The organism is Actinospineispora spinosispora DSM 44797 (assembly GCF_000429025.1).
Lineage (GTDB): Bacteria > Actinomycetota > Actinomycetes > Mycobacteriales > Pseudonocardiaceae > Pseudonocardia > Pseudonocardia spinosispora.
This window is the reverse complement of sequence record NZ_AUBB01000021.1, coordinates 231,208-252,199: the sequence shown is the minus strand read 5'-3', so window position 1 is coordinate 252,199 and position 20,992 is coordinate 231,208. Positions and strand designations below refer to the sequence as shown.

At 71.7% G+C, this 20,992-nt stretch carries 3 protein-coding genes and 1 pseudogene; all 4 read left to right on the top strand.

From position 1 onward, the window contains the following. Positions 1-97: 97 nt before the first annotated feature. The 4 genes and pseudogenes from G406_RS53815 to G406_RS45835 all read left to right on the top strand — a co-directional run bounded on the left by G406_RS53815 (position 98) and on the right by G406_RS45835 (position 20,988). On the top strand, positions 98-9,007 hold the full coding sequence (locus tag G406_RS53815; protein WP_169736664.1) for a type I polyketide synthase: 8,910 nt from the start codon (positions 98-100) through the stop codon (positions 9,005-9,007). Beyond that, positions 9,004-15,687, top strand: a pseudogene (locus G406_RS53810) (SDR family NAD(P)-dependent oxidoreductase); the annotation flags it as partial. The gene G406_RS53815 and the pseudogene G406_RS53810, both read left to right, overlap by 4 nt. Further along, positions 15,584-16,135: a phosphopantetheine-binding protein gene (locus G406_RS59675; RefSeq protein WP_425414578.1), complete on the top strand. Its 552-nt coding sequence runs from the start codon at positions 15,584-15,586 to the stop codon at positions 16,133-16,135. The pseudogene G406_RS53810 and the gene G406_RS59675, both read left to right, overlap by 104 nt. After that, positions 16,132-20,988, top strand: a complete 4,857-nt coding sequence (locus G406_RS45835) for a non-ribosomal peptide synthetase (protein WP_051341866.1) — start codon at positions 16,132-16,134, stop codon at positions 20,986-20,988. Before G406_RS59675 ends, G406_RS45835 begins: the two co-directional genes overlap by 4 nt. Positions 20,989-20,992 lie beyond the last annotated feature (4 nt).

Here is a 20,992-nt window from a genome sequence, read left to right as displayed (position 1 = left end):
CCGCTGGCACCAGGCTGCCTGAGATGTCCAGCCTTGCGCGCGCAACGATGCGGTCCGTCACCCGGCACTCGTGGTCACGCTCGCGCAGGGGCCCGATGTGACCAGCGGGCGGGCCGGGCACAGCGCCGGGGTCCGAGAGTGGTTGCGCGCGGAGCTGGCCCGCGCGGCGGGCGTTCCCGAGAACGAGTACGACCCGTCGGTGCGCTTCCGTGAGTACGGGATCGACTCGGCGTCGGCGACCGCCATCGTCAGCCGTCTGGCGAGCCGGTTGGACCGGGAGCTGCCCGCGACGCTGGCCTGGGAGCATCCGACCCTCGACGCTCTGCTCCACCATCTCGAAGCGCCCCTCACCCCACCCGGAGCCTCGACGGCCGATGATCGGCGGACCGCGGCCGACGAACCGATCGCCGTGGTCGGCATGGCGTGCCGATTCCCGGGCGCCGAGTCGATCGCGGCCTTCTGGCAGCTGCTCGTCCAGGGCACCGACGCGGTGCGGGAGGTGCCGGCGGATCGGTGGGAGGTCGAGCGGCACTACGACCCCGATCTGAGTGCTCCCGGCAAGATGAACACCAGGTGGGGCGGCTTCCTCGACCAGGTCGACCAGTTCGACCCCGCGTTCTTCGGTCTCTCGCCGCGCGAGGCCACGCACATGGACCCGCAGCAGCGACTGGTCCTGGAGCTCGTCTGGGAGGCTTTCGAGCACGCACGCCTCGCGCCACGCACGCTTCGTGGCACGCCGGCCGGGGTGTTCCTCGGGGCGATGTGGAGCGACTACGCGCGTCTGGGTGCGGGTGACCTGAACACGGTCGATCCGCACACCGCCACCGGGCAGGACACGAGCGTCCTGGCCGGGCGGGTCTCCTACACGTTGGGCCTGGAGGGACCGAGCCTGACCGTCAACACGGCATGCTCGTCCTCGCTGGTCGCGATACACCTGGCCTGCCAGAGCCTGCGGAGAGGAGAGTCCACGCTGGCGCTGGCCGGTGGGGTGAGTCTGATCCTGTCACCCGCAAGCACCGTCGCCATGTCCAAGTTCGGCGCCATGGCCCCTGACGGCCGCTGCAAGACGTTCGACGCGTCGGCCGACGGGTACGTGCGTGGTGAGGGCGCCGGGATGGTGGTGCTGAAACCGCTGTCCCGCGCGATCGCGGACGGCGATCCCGTCGTGTGCGTGATCAGGGGCAGCGCGCTGAACAACGACGGGTTCAGCAACGGACTGACCGCCCCGAACCCGCACGCGCAGCAGGCCGTTCTCCGTGCCGCCTACCGCAACGCCGGGATCGAGCCGTCGCACGTGCACTACGTCGAGACGCACGGCACCGGCACCGTGCTCGGAGATCCCATCGAGGCGAACGCGGTGGGCGCCGTACTGGGCGCGGGCCGGGCGCCGGACCGGCCGCTGATCCTCGGATCGGTCAAGACGAACATGGGGCACCTGGAGGCAGCGGCCGGCATCGCGGGGTTCATCAAGACCGCGCTGGCCGTCGAGAACCGAGTCATTCCGCAACACCTGCACCTCGACACCCCGAACCCGCGTGTCTCGTGGGAGGCGCTCAACCTGGACGTCGCTCGTGAGCGACGTGCCTGGCCCTGGCCGGGTGAGTCGCCGGTCGCCGGAGTGAGCTCGTTCGGCTTCTCCGGGACCAACTGCCATGTCGTTCTCGAAGGGATGAGCACACAGGCCCGGTTCTTCCCCCTGTCGGCCGGGGGACCCGCGCAGCTGCGACGGCGGATGCTCGACCTGCTGCCCACGGTCGCGGACCTGCCCGACGGTGCCGCCGCCATGGCCGAGCTGAGCAGCGCGCTGCGGGCGCGGGTCGACGACGGGCCCTGCCGAGCGGGCTTCGTCGCCCAGGACAGGGACGAGCTGCTCGCTCGTATCAGGCAGGCGGCTCGACACCCGGCCACTGCGCTCGGTGAGTCCAGGCCTCAGGTCGTCTTCGTGTGTCCCGGGCAGGGTTCGCAGTGGCTCGGCATGGGCCGGTCGCTGCTGCGCACCGAGCCCGCTTTCCGCGCGGCACTGCGTGCCTGCGACGCCGAGGTACGCGGTGTCGCGGGCTTCTCGGTCATCGAGGAGCTGGTCAGCACCGAGGCGGACTCCCGGCTCGACGACCTCGCCGTGGTGCAACCGGTCCTGTTCGCCGTCCAGGTCGGGCTCGCCGCACTGTGGAAGTCCTGGGGTGTCGAACCGGACGTGGTCGTCGGCCACAGCATGGGTGAGGTCGCGGCCGCGCACCTGGCCGGCATCCTGGGTCTCGGGGACGCGGTGCGGGTCATCTGTGCGCGCAGCCGGCTGGCTCGGCGGATGGCGGGCAAGGGCGGTATGGCGGTGGTCTCGTTGCCGGCCGGCAACACCGACGCGTTGATCGACCGGCACCGCGAGCACCTCGCCGTCGCCGCGTACAACAGCCCACGCTCCCAGGTGGTGTCCGGGGAGCGAGCCGCGCTGGACCTGCTGCTGCATTCCCTCGACGACCAGCGGGTCGAGGTGAGCCGGGTGAACGTCACCTTCGCCTCGCACTGCCCGCAGATGGACGAGCTCGCCGGACCCCTCACCGAGGCCCTGGACGGCCTGACACCCGTCAGCGCCGTCGACCGGCCCCGCATGGTGTCCACGGTGACCGAGCGGCAGCTGGCCGGTCCCGAATGCACCGCCGACTACTGGGTCCGCAACCTCCGACGGCCGGTTCGCTTCGCCCAGGTCGTCACGCGGCTGGCCGATGAGCGTCCGACCGTGTTCGTCGAGCTCAGCCCGCACCCGGTCCTCGTGCGGTCCGTGACCGAGACCCTCGATGCGCTGGGTGCACGTCCGGCGAGCCTCGCCCTCGGCTCGTTCCGCCGCGACGAGGACGAACGCGGGGCGCTCCTCGAGACTCTCGCCGCGCTCCATACGGTCGGCGTGTACCGCCCACCGGCTGAGCCGGCGCCTGTCGTGCCCGCGCTGTTGTCCGGCCGGACCGTCGCGGCCGTTCGGGCACAGGCCGACCGGCTCGCCGAGCATCTCACGGACCACCCCGATGTCACGCCTGCCGACGTGGCGCACTCACTCGCCACCACCCGTACCCATTTCGAGTGCCGCGCCACATTCGTCGCCAGCGACCGTGCCGACTGGATCGCCCAGTGCCGCGCGATCGCGGACGGACGTTCCCCGGTCGTCTCCGTCCGCCGCACGACCGGGCGGAAGCTGGCCGCCCTGTTCACCGGTCAGGGAAGCCAGCGGGCCGTGATGGGCCGGACGCTCTACCCGAGATTCGCCACGTTCCGCCGCGCGCTCGACGAGGTATGTGCCCGGATCGACGGTGAGCTGCCCGTCCCGCTGATCGAGGTGCTCTTCGCCCCGGAGGGGTCCGAGACCGCCGGTCTGCTCGATCAGACCGGATACACCCAGCCCGCGTTGTTCGGGATCGAGATCGCGCTCTTCCGGCTGTTCGAGAGCTGGGGCGTCGAGCCCGACCTCCTGCTCGGCCATTCGGTCGGTGAGCTGGCTGCCGCCCACGTCGGCGGCGTCCTGTCGCTGGACGACGCATGCACGCTGGTCGCCGCGCGCGGCAGGCTCATGCAGAGCCTCACGCCCGGCGGGGCCATGGTGACCGTGCAGGCCTCGGAGGCCGAGATCGCCGCCCTGCTCGACCGGTGGGACAACCCGCCGGTGTCCGTCGCCGCGCTCAACGCCCCGTCCTCGACCGTCCTGTCCGGCGACGAGGACGCGGTGTCCGCCGTCGCGGGGCACTTCGAAACCCGGGGGCGCAGGATCTCTCGGCTGCGGGTGAGCCATGCGTTCCACTCCCATCACATGGACGGGATGCTGGCGGACTTCGGCGAGGTGGCCGGACGCCTCCGCTTCGCTCCCCCGCGCATTCCGATCGTCTCGAGCCTGACCGGCCGGCTCGCCTCCGCGGACGAGATCACCTCACCCGGCTACTGGGTCCGGCAGGTACGCGGAACGACACGTTTCGTCGACGGCGTCCAGACGCTCGAACGGGAGGGCGCCTCGGCATTCCTGGAGCTCGGTCCGCACGGCGTGCTGTCGGCGCTCGGCCAGGAGATCCTCGCCGATCGGCAACCGGCGCCGCGGTTCGTCGCCGCGTTGCGCAGGGGTCGCGACGACGTCGATGCACTCGTCGGGGCTGTCGGCGCCCTCCACCTCGCCGACGTGCCCGTCGACTGGGACGCCTTCTTCGCGCCACTCGCGCCGGGAGCCGTTGACCTGCCGACCTACGCGTTCCAACGCGAACGATTCTGGATCGACAACCGTGCGATCTCCGACGCCGCGCCGAGCGACACCGAGGGATGGTCACGGGTGGCTCATCCCTTCCTCGGTACCGCCGTCGCGTTGGCGGAGTCCGGCGGCACGCTGCTCACCGGGCACGTGTCACTCGACGAGCACCCGTGGCTGGCCGGGCACGACGTGTTCGGCACCGCGGTGCTGCCGGGAACCGCATTCGTCGAGCTGGCCCTCCATGCGGCCGACCTCGTCGGCCTCGGGGGCATCGACGAGCTCACGATCGAGGTTCCGCTCGCGCTCCCGGCCCGAGGCGGCGTACAGCTGCAGCTGACGGTCGGGCCGGAGGACGAGGCAGCCGGCCGGCCGATCAGCATTCACGGCCGCCCCGACGACGCTCGAGATCAAGGCTGGACCACCCACGCCACGGGCAGGTTGGAGCCGGCCGTCGCCGGGACCGTGCCCGTCGAGCCCGCGGCGTGGCCTCCTCCGGGGAGCCGAGCCGTCGAGCTCACCGGGGTGTACGACCGGCTCGCGGAGGCCGGACTCACCTACGGCCCCGCATTCCAGGGGCTGACGCGGGCGTGGACGCTCGGGGACGAGCTGTTCGCCGAGATCGATCTCCCCGACGCCGCCCCGGAGCACGCGTTCTCCATCCATCCCGCGCTCCTGGACGCCGTGCTCCACACGCTGGTCCAGGACAGAGTCCGGTCCGGTAGCGGCGTCGAACTGCCCTTCTCCTTCGCCGGTGTCCGGCTGCACGCGGTGCGGGCGACACACCTCCGCGCGCGTCTCACGCCCTCGGGCCGTAGCGCGACGACTCTTACCCTCGCCGATTCCGCCGGCTCGCCTGTCGCCGTCATCGACGCGCTGCACTGCCGTCCCGCGTCACCCGAAGCGCTGCTTCCTCAGCGTGACTCGCTCCAGCGGGTGGCATGGGTCGAGCGTCTCGTCACCGTCCCCTCGCCGGACGTCAGCTGGCGGCACTGCACCGACTCGGCCGAGCTCGTCCGACAGCTGGGACGCAGCGACGCGCCGCCGGACGGGTTCGTGGTCCCGTTCCTCCCTCGCCCGGAGGTCGAGGACCTCATCGGGGATGCGCACGCCGCCACGGCCGACGCGCTCGACCTGATGCGGACGTGGCTTGCCGACGAGCGTCTCGGCACCTCCCGTCTCGTGGTGGTCACCCGAGGAGCCGTCGCGGTACGCGACTCGGACGAACTGACCGACCTCGCGCATGTACCCCTCTGGGGCCTGGTCCGTGCCGCGCAGGTCGAGAACCCCGGCCGCACCGTCGTGCTGGTCGACACCGACGACACCGACGCGTCACGAGCGGCGCTGACCGCGGCCGCGAGCAGCGGGGAGCCCGAGGTCGCGCTCCGCGACGGGCGGTGTTTCGTCCCGAGGTTCGCGCCGGCGGAGCACGGCCTCGTCGCACCGGCGCAGTCGTCGTGGTGTCTCGCCACGACCAGCCGGGGCACGCTCGACGGCCTGGCACTGGTGCCGCACCCCGGCGCCGGTGCCGTGCTGGGAGAGGGACAGGTCCGCATCGAGGTCCGCGCGGCAGGGCTCAACTTCCGGGACGCGCTCGATGCGCTGGGCATGTACCCAGGTGGGCTCGACGCCCTCGGCGGCGAGGGCGCGGGGGTGGTCACCGAGGTCGGGCCAGGCGTCTCGGGGCTCGCGGTGGGCGACCGGGTGCTGGGCCTGTTCTCCCCCGCGTTCGCGCCGACCGCGATCGCCGATCAACGCGTGGTCGCCGTCATGCCGTCGAGCTGGTCGTTCCAGGAGGCGGCCTCGGTCCCGATCGTGTTCCTCACCGCCTACCACGCCCTGGTCGATCTGGCCAGGCTGCGGCCCGGCGAACGCGTCCTCGTTCACGCCGCCGCGGGTGGGGTGGGTACCGCGGCCGTGCAGATCGCCCACCATCTGGGTGCGGAGGTCTTCGCCACGGCCGGACCGGGCAAGTGGGACGCGGTCGCCGCGCAGGGTGTCGCGCCCACGGCCATCGCCTCGTCCCGCACCCTCGACTTCGAGCCGCGGTTCCTCGGCTCCACCGACGGTCACGGTGTCGACGTCGTTCTCAACAGTCTGGCTCGTGAGTTCGTCGACGCCTCACTCCGGCTGCTGCCCCGAGGCGGCCGGTTCGTCGAGATGGGCAAGACCGACATCCGGGATGCGGTCGAGGTGGCCGGCGCACACGCCGGCGTCGCTTATCGCGCGTTCGACCTGTTCGAGGCGGGGCCGGAGCGCATCGGGGAGATGCTGGCCGAGCTCATCACGCTCTTCGACAGCGGCGTGCTCCGCCCACCGCCTCTCACCTGCCGCGACGTCCGTGATGCTCCGGAGGCGTTCCGAGCGCTCGCCCAGGCCCGGCACGTTGGCAAGATCGTCCTGAACCTCCCCCGCGTACTCAAGCCCGGCGGCACGGTGCTCATCACCGGCGGCACAGGTGCACTGGGTGCGCTCTTCGCCCGCCATCTCGTCGGGAGACACGGCGCCCGGCACCTCCTGCTCGTGTCCCGGCGCGGCCCCGAGGCGCCCGGGGCGGCTGAGCTGCGCGGCGAGCTGGAGGCTCTCGGCGCGCGGGTGACCATTCGTGCCTGCGACGTATCGGTTCGTTCCGCGCTCGACGCGGTGCTGGCCGACGTCCCGCGCGACCACCCACTCACCGCCGTCGTGCACACGGCTGGGGTACTCCAGGACGGGGTGCTCGGGTCGCTCACCCGCGAGCGCCTGGCCACCGTCCTGCGCGCCAAGCTCGACGCCGCGGTCCATCTGCACGAGCTCACCCTCACGACCGACCTGTCTGCCTTCGTGCTGTTCTCCTCGGCCGCCGGGCTGCTCGGCAGCGCCGGTCAGGCCGCCTACGCCGCGGCGAACCGGTTCCTCGACGCGCTCGCCAGCCACCGGGCGACCCGAGGACTTCCCGCGCTGTCCCTCGACTGGGGGCTGTGGGCCAGGGAGAGCGGGATGACCGCCCACCTGTCCCGGGTCGATCGGGATCGGATGGCACGCCGAGGACTGCGGGCCCTGTCCGACTCGGAGGGCCTCGCGCTGTTCGATGCCGCTCTGCGCCGACCCGACGCCGTCCTGATCGCGGCGCACCTGCCCGAACGCAGTCGTGCCTCCCGGCCGGTCGCGGCCGGAACCGGCGCCCCGGCGCCGATCACCGAACGGCTGCGGCTCCTCTCTCCCGGCGAGCGGGATCGCGCGCTGCTCGACCTCGTCCTGGTGGAGGCGGCCGCCGTCCTCGGCTTGTCGTCCGACGGCGGGCTCGATCACGACCGGCCACTCAAGGAACTCGGGCTCGACTCACTCATGGCCGTCGAACTACGCAACCGTCTCGACGCGATGGCCCCATGGCGGCTGCCCGCCACTCTCCTGTTCGACCATCCGACGCCCGAGGCACTCGTCCGTTTCCTCGACACGCGGCTGACCGGTACCGGTCCGGCGGAACCGGAAGGTCGTTCTCCCGCCCAGGTCACCGAAGGGGTCGATGACGAGGCGATCGCGATCGTGTCCGTCGGCTGCCGGTTCCCCGGTGGGGTACGGACCCCCGAAGACCTGTGGGAGCTGCTGGGTGCCGGCCGAGACGTGATCTCCGATTTTCCCGGCGATCGCGGCTGGGCCGCCGATCTCCACGACCCCGACCCCGATGCCGTGGGCAAGAGCGTCACCTACCAGGGCGGTTTCCTCGACGACGCCGACCAGTTCGACCCCGCGTTCTTCGGCATCAGCCGCCGTGAGGCACTGGCGATCGATCCGCAGCAGCGGCTCCTGCTCGAGACCACCTGGGAGGCCTTCGAACGCGCCGGCATCGATCCCACGTCGCTGGACGGCTCGCCGACCGGTGTCTTCACCGGTGTGATCTACAGCGACTACAGCCGGCTCGACATGCCGGACGACCTGGAGGGTTATGTCGCGCTGGGCAGCTCACCGAGTGTGGCGTCGGGACGGATCGCCTACACCTTCGGGCTGCACGGCCCGACCATGACGGTGGACACGGCGTGCAGCTCATCGCTGGTCGCGATCCACCTGGCCTGCCAGGCCCTTCACCGAGGTGAGGTCTCGCTGGCGCTCGCCGGTGGAGTGACCGTGATGGCCACACCGGCGATGTTCGTCGCGTTCAGTCGTCAGCGTGGGCTGGCCGAGGACGGTCGCTGCCGGGCGTTCTCGGCCGACGCGAGCGGCACCGGCTGGGCCGAGGGCGCCGGCATGCTGCTCCTGGAACGACTGTCCGATGCCCGGCGCAACCGGCATCCGGTGCTCGCGGTCGTCCGCGGCTCCGCGGTCAACCAGGACGGCCGAAGCCAAGGGCTCACCGCGCCCAACGGTCCGGCGCAGGAACGCGTCATCCGACAGGCGCTGGACAGCGCACGGCTGTCCGCCCACGACGTCGACGCGGTCGAGGCGCACGGCACCGGGACGGCGCTGGGCGACCCGATCGAAGCCCACGCCCTGCTCGCCACCTACGGACACGGGCGTTCTCCCGAGGACCCGCTGTGGCTGGGCAGTCTCAAGTCCAACATCGGCCACACCCAGGCGGCGGCCGGCGTCGCGGGCGTCATCAAGATGACCCTCGCGCTGCGCCACGGTCTGCTGCCCAGGACGTTGCACGCACAGAACCCGTCCCCGCACATCGACTGGTCCCCCGGCACGGTCCGGCTGCTGACCGAACCTGTCGCCTGGCTCGCGAACGGACGTCCCCGCCGCGCCGGCATCTCCTCGTTCGGCGTGTCCGGCACGAACGCGCACGTCATCGTGGAGGAGGCACCCGAGTGACCGTCGAGTCCGTTCCTCCCGGCCCGCTGCTGATCGTGCTGTCCGCAAGGACCCGCCCGGCTCTCGACGCCCAGGCAGCGCGGCTGACTGAGCACCTCGACCGGCACCCTGACATCGACCTCGTCGATCTCGCCTTCTCACTGGCGACGACCCGGGCACACTTCGAGCACCGCGCGGCTTTCCTCGCCCACGACCGCCATCAGCTGCGCGACGCTCTCGCCGCACTGGCGCAGAGCCGGCCGTCGCGGGACTGGGCGATCGGCCGGGCCGTCCGCGGCGGTGGACGGGTCGTGTTCGTCTTCCCCGGTCAGGGCTCACAGTGGGCCGGGATGGCACGGTCGCTGCTGGCGACCTCAGCGGTCTTCCGTGCCGAGGTCGAGGCCTGCGCTCGCGCGCTCGCGCCCCATGTCGAGTGGTCCGTGCTGCCCGTGTTGCGTGGCGACGAGGGAGCAGCCTCGCTGGACCGCGTCGACGTCGTCCAGCCCGCTCTGTTCGCGGTGATGGCGGGGCTGGCCGCACTGTGGCGATCCGTCGGTGTCGAGCCCGACGCGGTGGTCGGCCACAGCCAGGGGGAGATCGCCGCCGCGTACGTCGCGGGCGCGCTCGGCCTCGACGACGCGGCCGAGGTGGTGGCGCTGCGCAGCCGCGCACTCACCCGGCTGGCCGGGCAGGGCGCGATGGCCTCGGTCGAACTCGGCAGCACGGAGCTCCAGACCCGCTATCTGACGCGCATCGACGGCCTGTCGATCGCCTCGGTCAACAGCGCGACGACGACAGTGGTCTCGGGCAGGGCCGACGCGGTCGACGCGTTGCTGCGCGTGCTCGCGGCGGACCAGATCCTCGCCGGCAGGGTCCGGGTCGACTACGCATCGCACTCCGACCAGGTGGACGCCATCCGTGACGAGCTGGTCCACCGGCTCGCCGACGTGGCCCCCGGCCCGTCGACCGTGCCGCTCCACTCCACCGTGACCGGTGGAGTCCTCGAAGGCCGTGAGCTGGACGCCGGCTACTGGTACGAGAACCTCCGTCGAACCGTCCGGTTCGCCGAGGTGACCGACGGCCTCGTCGGTACCGGGCACCGGTTCTTCGTCGAGATCAGCCCTCATCCGGTGCTGGTGCCGTCACTCGCGGCCACGGAGTCCGATGTGGCCGCCGTGGGTTCGCTGCGCCGTGACGACGGCGACCAGGCGCGCTTCCTACGGTCGATCGGCGAACTCCACACGAGAGGCCTTCCGATCGACTGGTCGCGGGTGCTGCCCGGCGGCACCCGGATCGACCTGCCCACCTACGCCTTTCAACGCGAGCGCTTCTGGCCGGCGCCCGCCGCGCCGAAGAAGGAGGGATCAGCCGCCCCCGGCGCCACGCCGCTCGACCATCCGTTCCTGGACACCGCCGTGACGCTCGCCGAGCAGCGGGGCGTGCTCCTCACCGGCCGGCTGTCCCTTGCCGATCACCCCTGGTTGTCGGGCCACTCCGTCTTCGGCACGGTGATCCTGCCCGGCGCGGCGCTGGTCGACCTCGCGCTCTTCGCGGCACGGCACGTCGGTCTCGACCATGTCGAGGAGCTGACCTCACACTCGGCGATCGCGCTGCCCGGGCGGTCCGGGCTGCTCATCCAGCTCGCCCTCGGCGACCTCGACGCGGGCGGTCGCAGGTCGCTGGCCGTCCACACCCGTTCCGACCTGGCCGCACCCGAGTCTCCGTGGACCCGGGCCGTCACCGGCACGCTCGCACCGGAGCCGGTCACCTCGGCGGTCGATCTGCGCACCTGGCCACCGCGTGGTGCGACGCCGGTGGCCCTCGACGGCCTGTACGACAGGGCCGCGAACAGCGGACTCGCCTATGGACCGAGCTTCCGGGCCCTGTCCGCGGTCTGGCGCACGGGCGATGCCCTGTTCGCGGAGGTGGCGCTGCCCGAGCCGAGTGGCTCACCCGAGGAGCACCCGCTTCACCCGGTGCTTCTGGACGCGGCGCTGCACGCGCTGCTCGCCGACATCGACGACGTGCCGGCGGAGACGACCGTCGCACTCCCGTTCACCTGGACCGGGGTGTCGCTGCGTGCCGTCGGCGCGTCGAGGGCTCGGGTGCGGCTCGCGCGGACGCCGACCGGCGACGTCACGGTGTCGATGGCCGACTCGGCCGGAGAGCCGCTCGCCTCGGTGCGGGCGCTGCACGTCCGGCCGGTGTCGCGTGACGTGCTGCGGGCCTCGCTGAAGGTTCAGCGCCACCCGCTGCGGCGCCTCGTCTGGGACGAGCAGCAGCCGGGACCGTCGGAGCCCGGTATGCGGGTGGAACGCTACGACGGCACCGACAGGCTGCTCGACGCACTCGAACGGGACGACCCGTTGCCGGACGTGGCGGTCCTTTCGCTCATCGCGGCGGCACCTCCCCTCGAGGGCCGGGAGCTGATCGACGCCGCCCAGGACGCCGCCGCGCGACTGCTGGCGCTGCTCCGGTCCTGGTTGACGGATCACCGCACGCTCTCCTCGCGGCTGGTACTGCTCACCCGGGGCGCGGTCGCGGCCCGTCCCGGCGAGGACGTGACCGATCTGGTCCACGCGCCGCTGTGGGGCCTGGTCCGCACCGCCCAGCTGGAGAGCCCCGGTCATCGCATCCGGCTGTGTGACATCGACGACAGCTCGGCGTCGCGGGTGGCGCTGCCGTCCACCGTGCTCGGCCGGTTCGAGACGCCGGACCCCCGGTTGCTCGGCGGAGAGCAGTGCGCGCTGCGCGAGGGTGCACGGCTGGTGCCCCGGCTGGAGCCCGTGGACCCGGCCGATCCACGACCCGGACGATCGCTCGATCCCGACGGAACCGTGCTCGTCACCGGAGGAACCGGAACGCTCGGCGCGCTGCTGGCGAGTCATCTCGTGAACCGGCACGGAGTCCGCCACCTCCTCCTGCTCTCCCGCCGGGGAGCGGCCGCACCCGATGTCGGCCCGCTGCTGCGCCGGTTGGAGGCCGAGGGCGCCTCGGTCACCGTCGCCGCCTGCGACGTCACCGACCGGCGGGACCTCGCCGCGCGGATCGCCACGATCCCGGCCGAGCACCCGCTCACCGCGGTGGTCCATGCCGCCGGTGTCCTCGACGACGGTGTCCTCACCGACCTCACCCCGGCGCGGCTGACCGCGGTGCTGGCCGCGAAGGTGGACGCGGCGGCCCACCTGCACGAGCTCACCCTCGGGCAGGATCTCGCGGCGTTCGTCCTCTTCTCCTCGGTGGCTGGCGCAGCGGGCAGCGCGGGACAGGGCAACTACGCCGCCGCCAACGCGTTCCTCGACGGACTCGCCCACCACCGGGCGGCACACGGCCTTCCCGCGTGTTCGATCGCCTGGGGCTACTGGCGGACGCCCAGTGGCCTGACCACCCATCTCACCGACGCCGACACCCGCCGGCTGCGCGGCCGGGGAATCGGGGCGCTGTCCCCGGACGACGGCCTCGCGTTGTTCGATGCGGCGCTCGACAGCGCGGCACCCGCTGTCGTCGCGGCGCACCTCGACCGCGTCGACGCCCCGGTTGTCAGAGCCGAGAATGCCGCCCCTGCTCCGTCGCTGCGGCGGAGGTTGCTCGATCTGGAGCCCGGTGACCGTGAGGCGGCGGCCCTCGAGCTGGTCTCCGGTGACGCGGCCGCCGTGCTGCGGCTCGGCGGGCCGCGCGACGTCGCTCCCGAGCGTCCGCTCAAGGAGCTCGGCATGGATTCGCTCATGGCCGTCGAGCTGCGCAACCGCCTTGCCTCCTCGGCCGGTATCGCGCTACCCGCCACTCTCCTGTTCGAACATCCCACCCCGGCCGCGCTGGCCCGCCACCTCATCGCGCACGTCCTCGGCGGGGAACCCGAACCGCGCCGGCCGACCGGCCGGAGCGCGGCCGCCGACGGGGAGGACCCGATCGCCATCGTGTCCATGAGCTGCCGTCTCCCCGGCGACGTGCGCTCACCCGAGGAACTGTGGGCGCTGCTGCTGTCCGAGCGGGACGCCGTCTCCGGCTTCCCCGACAACCGCGGCTGGGACCTCGAGTCGCTCTACGACCCCGACCCGACCGCCCCCGGCACCAGCTACGTACGGCGAGGCGGGTTCCTGCACGACGCCGACGCGTTCGACGCGTCGTTCTTCGGCATCAGCCCCGCCGAAGCGCTCACCATCGACCCACAGCAACGGCTGCTGCTCGAGATCACCTGGGAGGCGCTCGAACGCGCCGGGATCGTTCCGGCGACGCTGAGGGGAAGCGATACCGGCGCGTTCGTCGGCGTGATGTACCAGGACTACGGCGCCCGCCTCGCCGGCACACTCGACGAGCCCGAGCTCGAAGCCGGCATCGGACTCGGCAGCGCGGGCAGCGTTGCGTCCGGCCGCATCTCGTACACGTTCGGGCTCGAAGGCCCGGCGGTGAGCGTCGATACCGCGTGCAGCTCATCGCTCGTCGCGCTGCACCTGGCATGCCAGTCACTGCGGCAGGGTGAGTGCACGCTCGCGCTCGCCGGTGGCGTGACGGTCATGGCCACCCCGGCGACGTTCATCGAGTTCAGCCGCCAACGTGGACTGTCACCCGACGGCCGGTGCCGCAGCTTCTCGGCCGACGCGAACGGCACCGGCTGGTCCGAGGGCGCCGCGATGCTCGTGCTCGAACGCCTGTCCGATGCCCGGCGCAACGGCCACCCGGTCCTGGCGCTGGTCCGGGGCTCGGCGGTCAACCAGGACGGGAAGAGTCAGGGCCTCACCGCCCCCAGCGGCGCGGCCCAGGAACGGGTCATCAACCGGGCTCTGGCCGGCGCGGGCCTCGGCGCGGGTGATGTCGACGTGGTCGAGGCACACGGCACCGCGACCACGCTCGGCGATCCGATCGAGGCGCGCGCGCTGCTGGCCACGTACGGGCGCGCCCGCTCCCGCGACAAGCCGCTGCGGCTCGGAGCGTTGAAGTCCTCGATCGGCCACACCCAGGCCGCATCGGGGGTCGCCGGGGTCATCAAGATGGTGCTCGCGATGCGGAACGGGCTGTTGCCCAGGACCCTGCACGCGGACGTGCCGTCCCCGCACGTCGACTGGTCCTCGGGCACGGTCGCTCTGCTCACGTCGGCGACGACCTGGGAACCGGACGACCGGCCGCGCCGTGCCGGGGTCTCCTCCTTCGGCGTCAGCGGAACCAACGCGCACGTGATCCTCGAGCAGTCCCCGGTTCCCGCGCCCGCTCCGACGGCATCGGCCGGCGCACCCCGGCTGTTCCCGCTCTCCGGCGCCACCGAGGCGGCGGTGCTGGCGCAGGCCGACGCGCTGCGAGAACGCGTCGAGTCGGACCCGACGGTCGACCTGCTCGACGTCGCCCACTCGCTCGCGGTGACCCGAACGCACTTCGACCACCGCGCCGTCGTGGTCGCGCATGACCACGAGTCCCTGTCGCGTGGTCTCGTGGCGGTCGCGCGCGGTCGCCACGCACCCCACGCCGTCGTCGGGAAGGTCGCGCCGAAGAGCAAGGTCGTCTTCGTGTTCCCTGGCCAGGGCTCACAGTGGCCCGGGATGGCCCGGTCCCTTCTGGACAGCTCACGCGTCTTCCGGGAACGGGCCGAGGCCTGCTCCCGCGCGCTGGCGCCGTATCTCGGCTGGTCACCCCTCGCGCTGCTCGGCGGCGATGCCGACACGGTGCCTGCGTCCGACGGAGTCGCGGTGTGGGATCGCGTCGACGTCGTGCAGCCCGCGCTGTTCACGGTCACGGTCTCGCTGGCCGCGCTGTGGCGTTCCCTGGGCATCGAACCGGACGCGGTCATCGGGCACAGCCAGGGCGAGATCGCCGCCGCCCACGTCGCCGGCGCCCTCACCCTCGGCGACGCGGCCAGGGTGGTGGCCCTGCGCAGCCGCGCACTCACCCGCCTTGCCGGACGGGGAGCGATGGCCGCGGTCGAACTGCCCACGCGGGTCGTCGAGGACCGGCTCGCCCGGTTCGGCGACCGCGTCTGGGTCGCCGGTGTCAACGGGCCGCACTCGTGTCTGGTGTCGGGTGACCCGTCCGCGATCGACGAGCTGGTCGCCGCACTGAGCGCGGACTCGGTCTTCGCACGCACGATCCCGGTCGACTACGCCTCGCACGGCCCCGCTGTCGAGGCGGTCCGGGACGAGCTGCGCGCCGGCCTCGCCGGCATCGTGCCGCGCCCCGGAACCGTGCCCATCCAGTCGACCGTCACCGCCGGCCGGATCGACGGCACCGACCTGGACGGCGGTTACTGGTACCGCAACCTTCGACACCGGGTGCGTTTCGACGAGGCGGCGCACGAGCTGCTCGCCACCGGTCACGGTGTCTTCGTCGAGGTCAGCCCCCACCCCGTGCTCGGGCTGGTGCTGCGGGAGGCGCTCACGACGCACGGGGTGGACGGGGCGGTCGTCGGCACGGTGCACCGGGGCGAGGGTGAGCTCGAACGCGTACTGCTGTCCCTCGGCGAGCTGCACACCCACGGTCATCCACTCGACTGGTCGGCGGTCGCTCCCGGCGGACGGGCCATCGAGCTGCCCACCTACGCGTTCCAACGCGACCGCTACTGGCTCGACCCTGCTCCGCCGCGAGTCGCCACCGCCGAACGGAGCTTCTGGAGTGCGGTCGAGCGCGAGGACCTCGGCGCGCTCATCGACGAGCTGGACGTGGACGACAGCGAGCGCGGCGCACTCGCCGACCTGCTCCCCACACTGGCCCGGTGGCGTGCGAAGCACGGAGCTCCACCCGCCGCGGACGTCCGGGACGTACCTGCCGGCAGGCCCGCCGACGACCGGGTCGCCAGCGCACCGGTCGCCGACGCCGAGCTCCGGGCGCGCCCCCCCGCTCGCCGTCGCCTACGCAGCGCCGTCGACCGACCTGGAGCGTCTGCTCACCACCGTGTGGCAGCAGGTACTCGGACTCGACGAGATCGGCGTCCACGACAACTTCTTCGAGCTCGGCGGCAGCTCGCTGCAGGCCGGACAGGTCCTGACCCGCCTGCGGACGACCTTCCCGATCGACATCCGCTTCGACCTGTTCTTCGGCAACCCGACGATCGCCGGCTTGGCCCCACTCGTCGAGGACTGCCTCGTCGCGCACCTCGCAGAACTGACCGACGACGAGGCGGAACAGCTTCTCGAGAGCGTGAGCTCTCTGTCCGGTGACGCATGACCGAGCACGACCTCCAGGAGATGACGATGGCGCAGCGAGACTCCCGGCCGAGCCTCGACGAGATGTCCCCCGCGAAACGCGCCCTCCTCGAGCGCTGGACGAGTGGCCGCACGCGGTCGGGCACCACGACAATCGTCCGTCGGACCGGGCGCGACGAGGCGCCGTTGTCCTCGACGCAGGAACGCATCTGGTATCTCGAACAGCTCATTCCGGGTACGCCCGCCTACAACGTCTCCGTCGCCTTTCAGCTCGTGGGGCCGCTGGACCGCGCGGCACTGCACCGCGCTTTGACCGAGGTGGTCCGGCGCCACGACAGCCTGCGCGCCACGTTCCCGAGCGCCGACGGCCGGGCCCGCCAGGTGATCGCGCCTCCGTTCGAGCCGACGCTGCCGACCGACGACCTGTGTGACTCCGACCCCGCGACGCGCGGCGAACGAGCGCGGGAGCTGCTGCGGGCCGAGGCGGCGAGGCTGTTCCCACTCGACCAGGGACCCCTGTTCGCGGCCCGGCTGGTTCGTCTCACCCCGGACGAGCACTTCTTTCAGCTCACGCTGCACCACATCGTGTCCGACGGCTGGTCACTCGGGGTCCTGAACCGGGAGCTGATCGCCCTCTACCGCGCGTTCACCCACGGCGCGGAGAGCCCACTCGCCGAGCTGCCCATCCAGTACGGCGACTTCGCGGAGTGGCAGCGGAGCAGGCGTGAGCGGGGTGCGTTCCGAACCGACCTCGACTTCTGGACCGAGGAGCTGGCCGGGCTCGCCTCACTGACGCTGCCCACCGACCGTCCCCGGCCCCCGGTGCAGCGTTTCCGAGGCGCCCGTCTGGAGGTGGAACTGCCCCGGTCGCTCACCGAGGCCGTGCACGAGATGTGCCGGCGGGCCGATGTCACGCCGTACATGTTCTTCCTCGCCGCGTTCACCACCCTTCTGTCGCGCTACAGCGGTCAGGAGGACATCGCGGTCGGCTCACCGATCGCCAACCGCATCCCGGTCGAGACCGAAGAGCTCATCGGGTACTTCTCGAACACCATCGTCCTGCGCACCGACCTGTCCGGCGACCCGTCCTTCGAGGAGCTGCTCACTCGCATCCGGACGCGGACGCTCGAGGCGTACGCACATCAGGAGGTCCCGTTCGAGGAGCTCGTCAACTCGCTCGCCCCGGAACGGGACCTGAGCCGGAACCCGTTGTTCCAGGTCATGATGGTGGTGCAGAACGCTCCTCTGGAACGCACGTCGTTCGCCGGGCTCGACACCACACTCGACGAGGTCCACACCGGGACCTCGAAGTTCGACCTCTGGCTGCAGCTCATGGCGGTGGGTGACACCTGGACCGCGACGTTCGAGTACAACACCGACCTCTGGGACGAGGCAAGCGTCTCCCGCCTGTCGCGGCACCTCACGAATGTGCTGGTCGCGGTGACGGCCGACCCCCGGCTCGCGGTCTCCGCGATCCCGCTGCTGGACGAGGAGGAACGCCGCCGGGTTGTCGTCGAGTTCAACGACACCGCCGTGGACTTCGGGCGGCCGAGGCTCCTGCACGAGTACGTGGAGGCGCAGGTGACACGAACCCCGGACCGGGTGGCCGTGGCCTTCGACGGCGACGAGCTCACCTACCGCGCCCTCGACGACCGCGCCGAACGGCTCGCCTGCCGGCTCGTCGAGGCGGGCGTGGCACCCGAAAGCCTGGTCGGAGTCCATGCCGAACGCTCGACGAACCTGGTGGTCGCGTTGCTGGCGGTGCTCAAGAGCGGCGGCGCGTACGTGCCGCTCGAACCGAGCTATCCCGAACAGCGCCTCGAGGACATGCTCGGCGACGCCCAGGTCCAGGCGGTACTGACCGACCGGCCGCTGTCGCCCAGGGCGCGCGGTCTCGCTCCCCACGTCATCGATCTGTCCGAACGGGTCGCACCAGCGGAGCGGAGGCGCCTGCCCGGGGAGATGCCGGCGGACCGACTGGCCTACGTCCTCTACACGTCCGGCTCGACCGGCCGCCCCAAGGGCGCGCTGAACACCCACCGGGGCATCGGGAACCGGCTGGTGTGGATGCAGGAGCGATACGGGCTCACCGAGCGCGACCGTGTCCTGCAGAAGACGCCGTTCAGCTTCGACGTCTCGGTCTGGGAGTTCTTCTGGCCGCTCATGACCGGTGCGCGCCTCGTCGTGGCGCGGCCGGACGAGCACAAGGACCCGGCGGCGCTGATCGCCACCATCCAGCGGGAACGGATCACCACGATCCACTTCGTCCCCTCGATGCTCCGGGTCATGCTCGACCATCCCGGGTTCGCCGGCTGCTCGTCGCTCACTCGCGTCATCTGCTCGGGCGAGGCGCTGCCCGGGCAGTTCCGGGACCGGTTCTTCGCGCTGCTACCGGGTGCCGAGCTGCACAACCTGTACGGACCGACCGAGGCCGCGATCGACGTGACGGCCTGGCAGTGCCGGGAGACCGACACGTCACCGGTCGTCCCGATCGGGAAACCCATCGCCAACACCCAGATCCACATCCTCGACGACCACGGCCGGCCGACACCGATCGGAGTGCCGGGTGAGCTGCACATCGGCGGCACGAACGTGGGGCGCGGGTACCTGCGCCGCCCGGAGCTCGACGCCGAACGGTTCCTGCCGGACCCGTTCAGCACGACCGACGGCGCGACGATGTACAAGACCGGCGATCTGGCCCGCTGGCGGCCCACCGGTGACATCGAGTTCCTCGGCAGGCTCGACTCCCAGGTGAAGCTGCGCGGCATGCGCATCGAGCTCGGGGAGATCGAGTCGGTCCTGCGTGTCCACCCCGGCGTCGCCGATGCCGCGGTGATCGTCCGCACGGACGCCGAGGGGCGCCGACAGCTCGTCGCCTATGCCACGCCCACCGAGCACCCCTCGGGACACACCGCGTCGTCGGTGACGCCGACGGCACGCCGGCAGGGACTGTTCGACGACTATCTGAAACCCGGGGCCACCCCGCACCGGCCGGACCGGGTCGAGCCGCTGCTCACCGCGCCGTCCCGGGCGCTGGTCGCCGGGCTGCGCGGTCACCTGCTCGGCAGGCTCCCGGACTTCATGATCCCGCACGCCTTCGTCATCCTCGACCGGCTGCCGATGACGTCCACCGGCAAGCTCGACCGAGGCGCGCTGCCGCCGCCTCCCCGAGCCGGTCACGAAGGCCCGGTCGGTGACGCTCCACGCACCCCAGCGGAACACACCCTCTCCGACATCTGGACGTCCGTGCTCGGCGTCGAGCAGGTCGGCATCGACGGCAACTTCTTCGCGCTCGGCGGCGATTCGATCGACAGCATCCAGGTCGTCGCACGCGCCGCGGAAGCCGGCCTGCACCTCACCCCGGCCGACGTCGTCCGGCACCCGTCCATCCGAGCGCTGGCCACGGCGGCGACCGCGACGGCCGGACCGGATACGACCGACACCGCCCGGTCGACGAGCCTGGTGGACGAGATCGCACGGCTGCGCGGAGATGGGATCGACGTCGAGGACGTCTACCCCCTGTCCGCGTACCAGGCGGAGATGGTGCGCAGGCGACGGTCGGACACCCCGGCGAGCCTGTACGTCCAGAGCGTCGTGTCACGGGTGCGGTCGCTCTCCGGCGCACCGCTCGACCCGGACACGCTCGCGGACGCCTGGCAGGCCGTGGTGGATCGTCATCCGGTGCTGCGCAGCGCGTTCCGGCAGGTCGAGACCGGGGAGACCGTCCAGGTCGTGCACCGGACCTGCCGGCCGGTGATCACCCACCACGACCTGTCGGCTCTCGACCCGGACGCCGGTCTCGACGAGGTGAACCGCTGGGTGGAGGCGGTCAGGAAGGAGGGCTTCGCCCTGGACCGTCCCGGGCACCTGCGGGTCGGCCTGTTCCGGGTGAGCCAGGACGAGCTGGTCATGGCGTTCCTGTACAACTACATGTTCTCCGACGGCTGGAGCCTGTCCTTCATCCTGGCGGACCTGCTGGTCATGCTCGATGCACAGCTGGACACGGGAGTCGACCGGCGGGGCGAGCTCGCCCCGGTCATCCCCTACCGCCGCTACATCGATCACCAGCATGCCCGCGACCGTGACGCCATCGAACGGTTCTGGCGCGGGAGCATGGAGCCCTTCGAGGTCACCCCGCTCGTAACGGCCCTCGGCGGCACCGCGTGCTCACCGTTGAAGGGCGGCGACTACCTGCGCAGGGACGCCACGATCTCGGTGGAATCGACTCGTGCGCTGCGCGCACTCGCCAGAGACGGCCATGTCACGCTGAGCAACGTGGTCCTTGCCGCGTGGGCCCTGGTGCTCGCGCGCTGGACGGAGCGCACCCGGGTGTCGTTCGGCAACATGATGACGGGTCGCTCCGCCGATCTCTCCGGGTACGAGCGGATGGTCGGAATCTTCACGAGCGTGCTTCCCCTGCAACTCGATGTCACCCCGGACGAGACGTTCCTGCACTGGGTCGAGCGGGTGCAACGGCTGCAGCTCGATCTCGACGCCCACCATCACGCTTCACTGCGCGAGATCCGGCAGTGGTCGGGGCAGCCGGAGGACGCCGAGCTGTTCGAATCCTGTTTCGTCTTCCTGAACTTTCCGTTCAGCGGTGACGGCGAGGAGGCGAAGCAGCGGACCGAACTGCGGATCGTCGAGGGTCAGACACAGACCGAGCACCCGCTGCGCGTCGCGGTCTTCGCTTTCGGCGACACCGTGGACCTGCAGTTCTTCCATTACGAGCAGCAGATCCCCGCGCGGAGCGTCGAGGAGCTGGCAGCCTCGACGTGCGAGCTCCTTGAACGGCTGGCGCGGGCGTCGAGTGAGCCGGTCTCCGACGTGCTCGCCTCCATCAGGGTCGGAAAGGACGCGCTCGCCTCGTACTGATCTC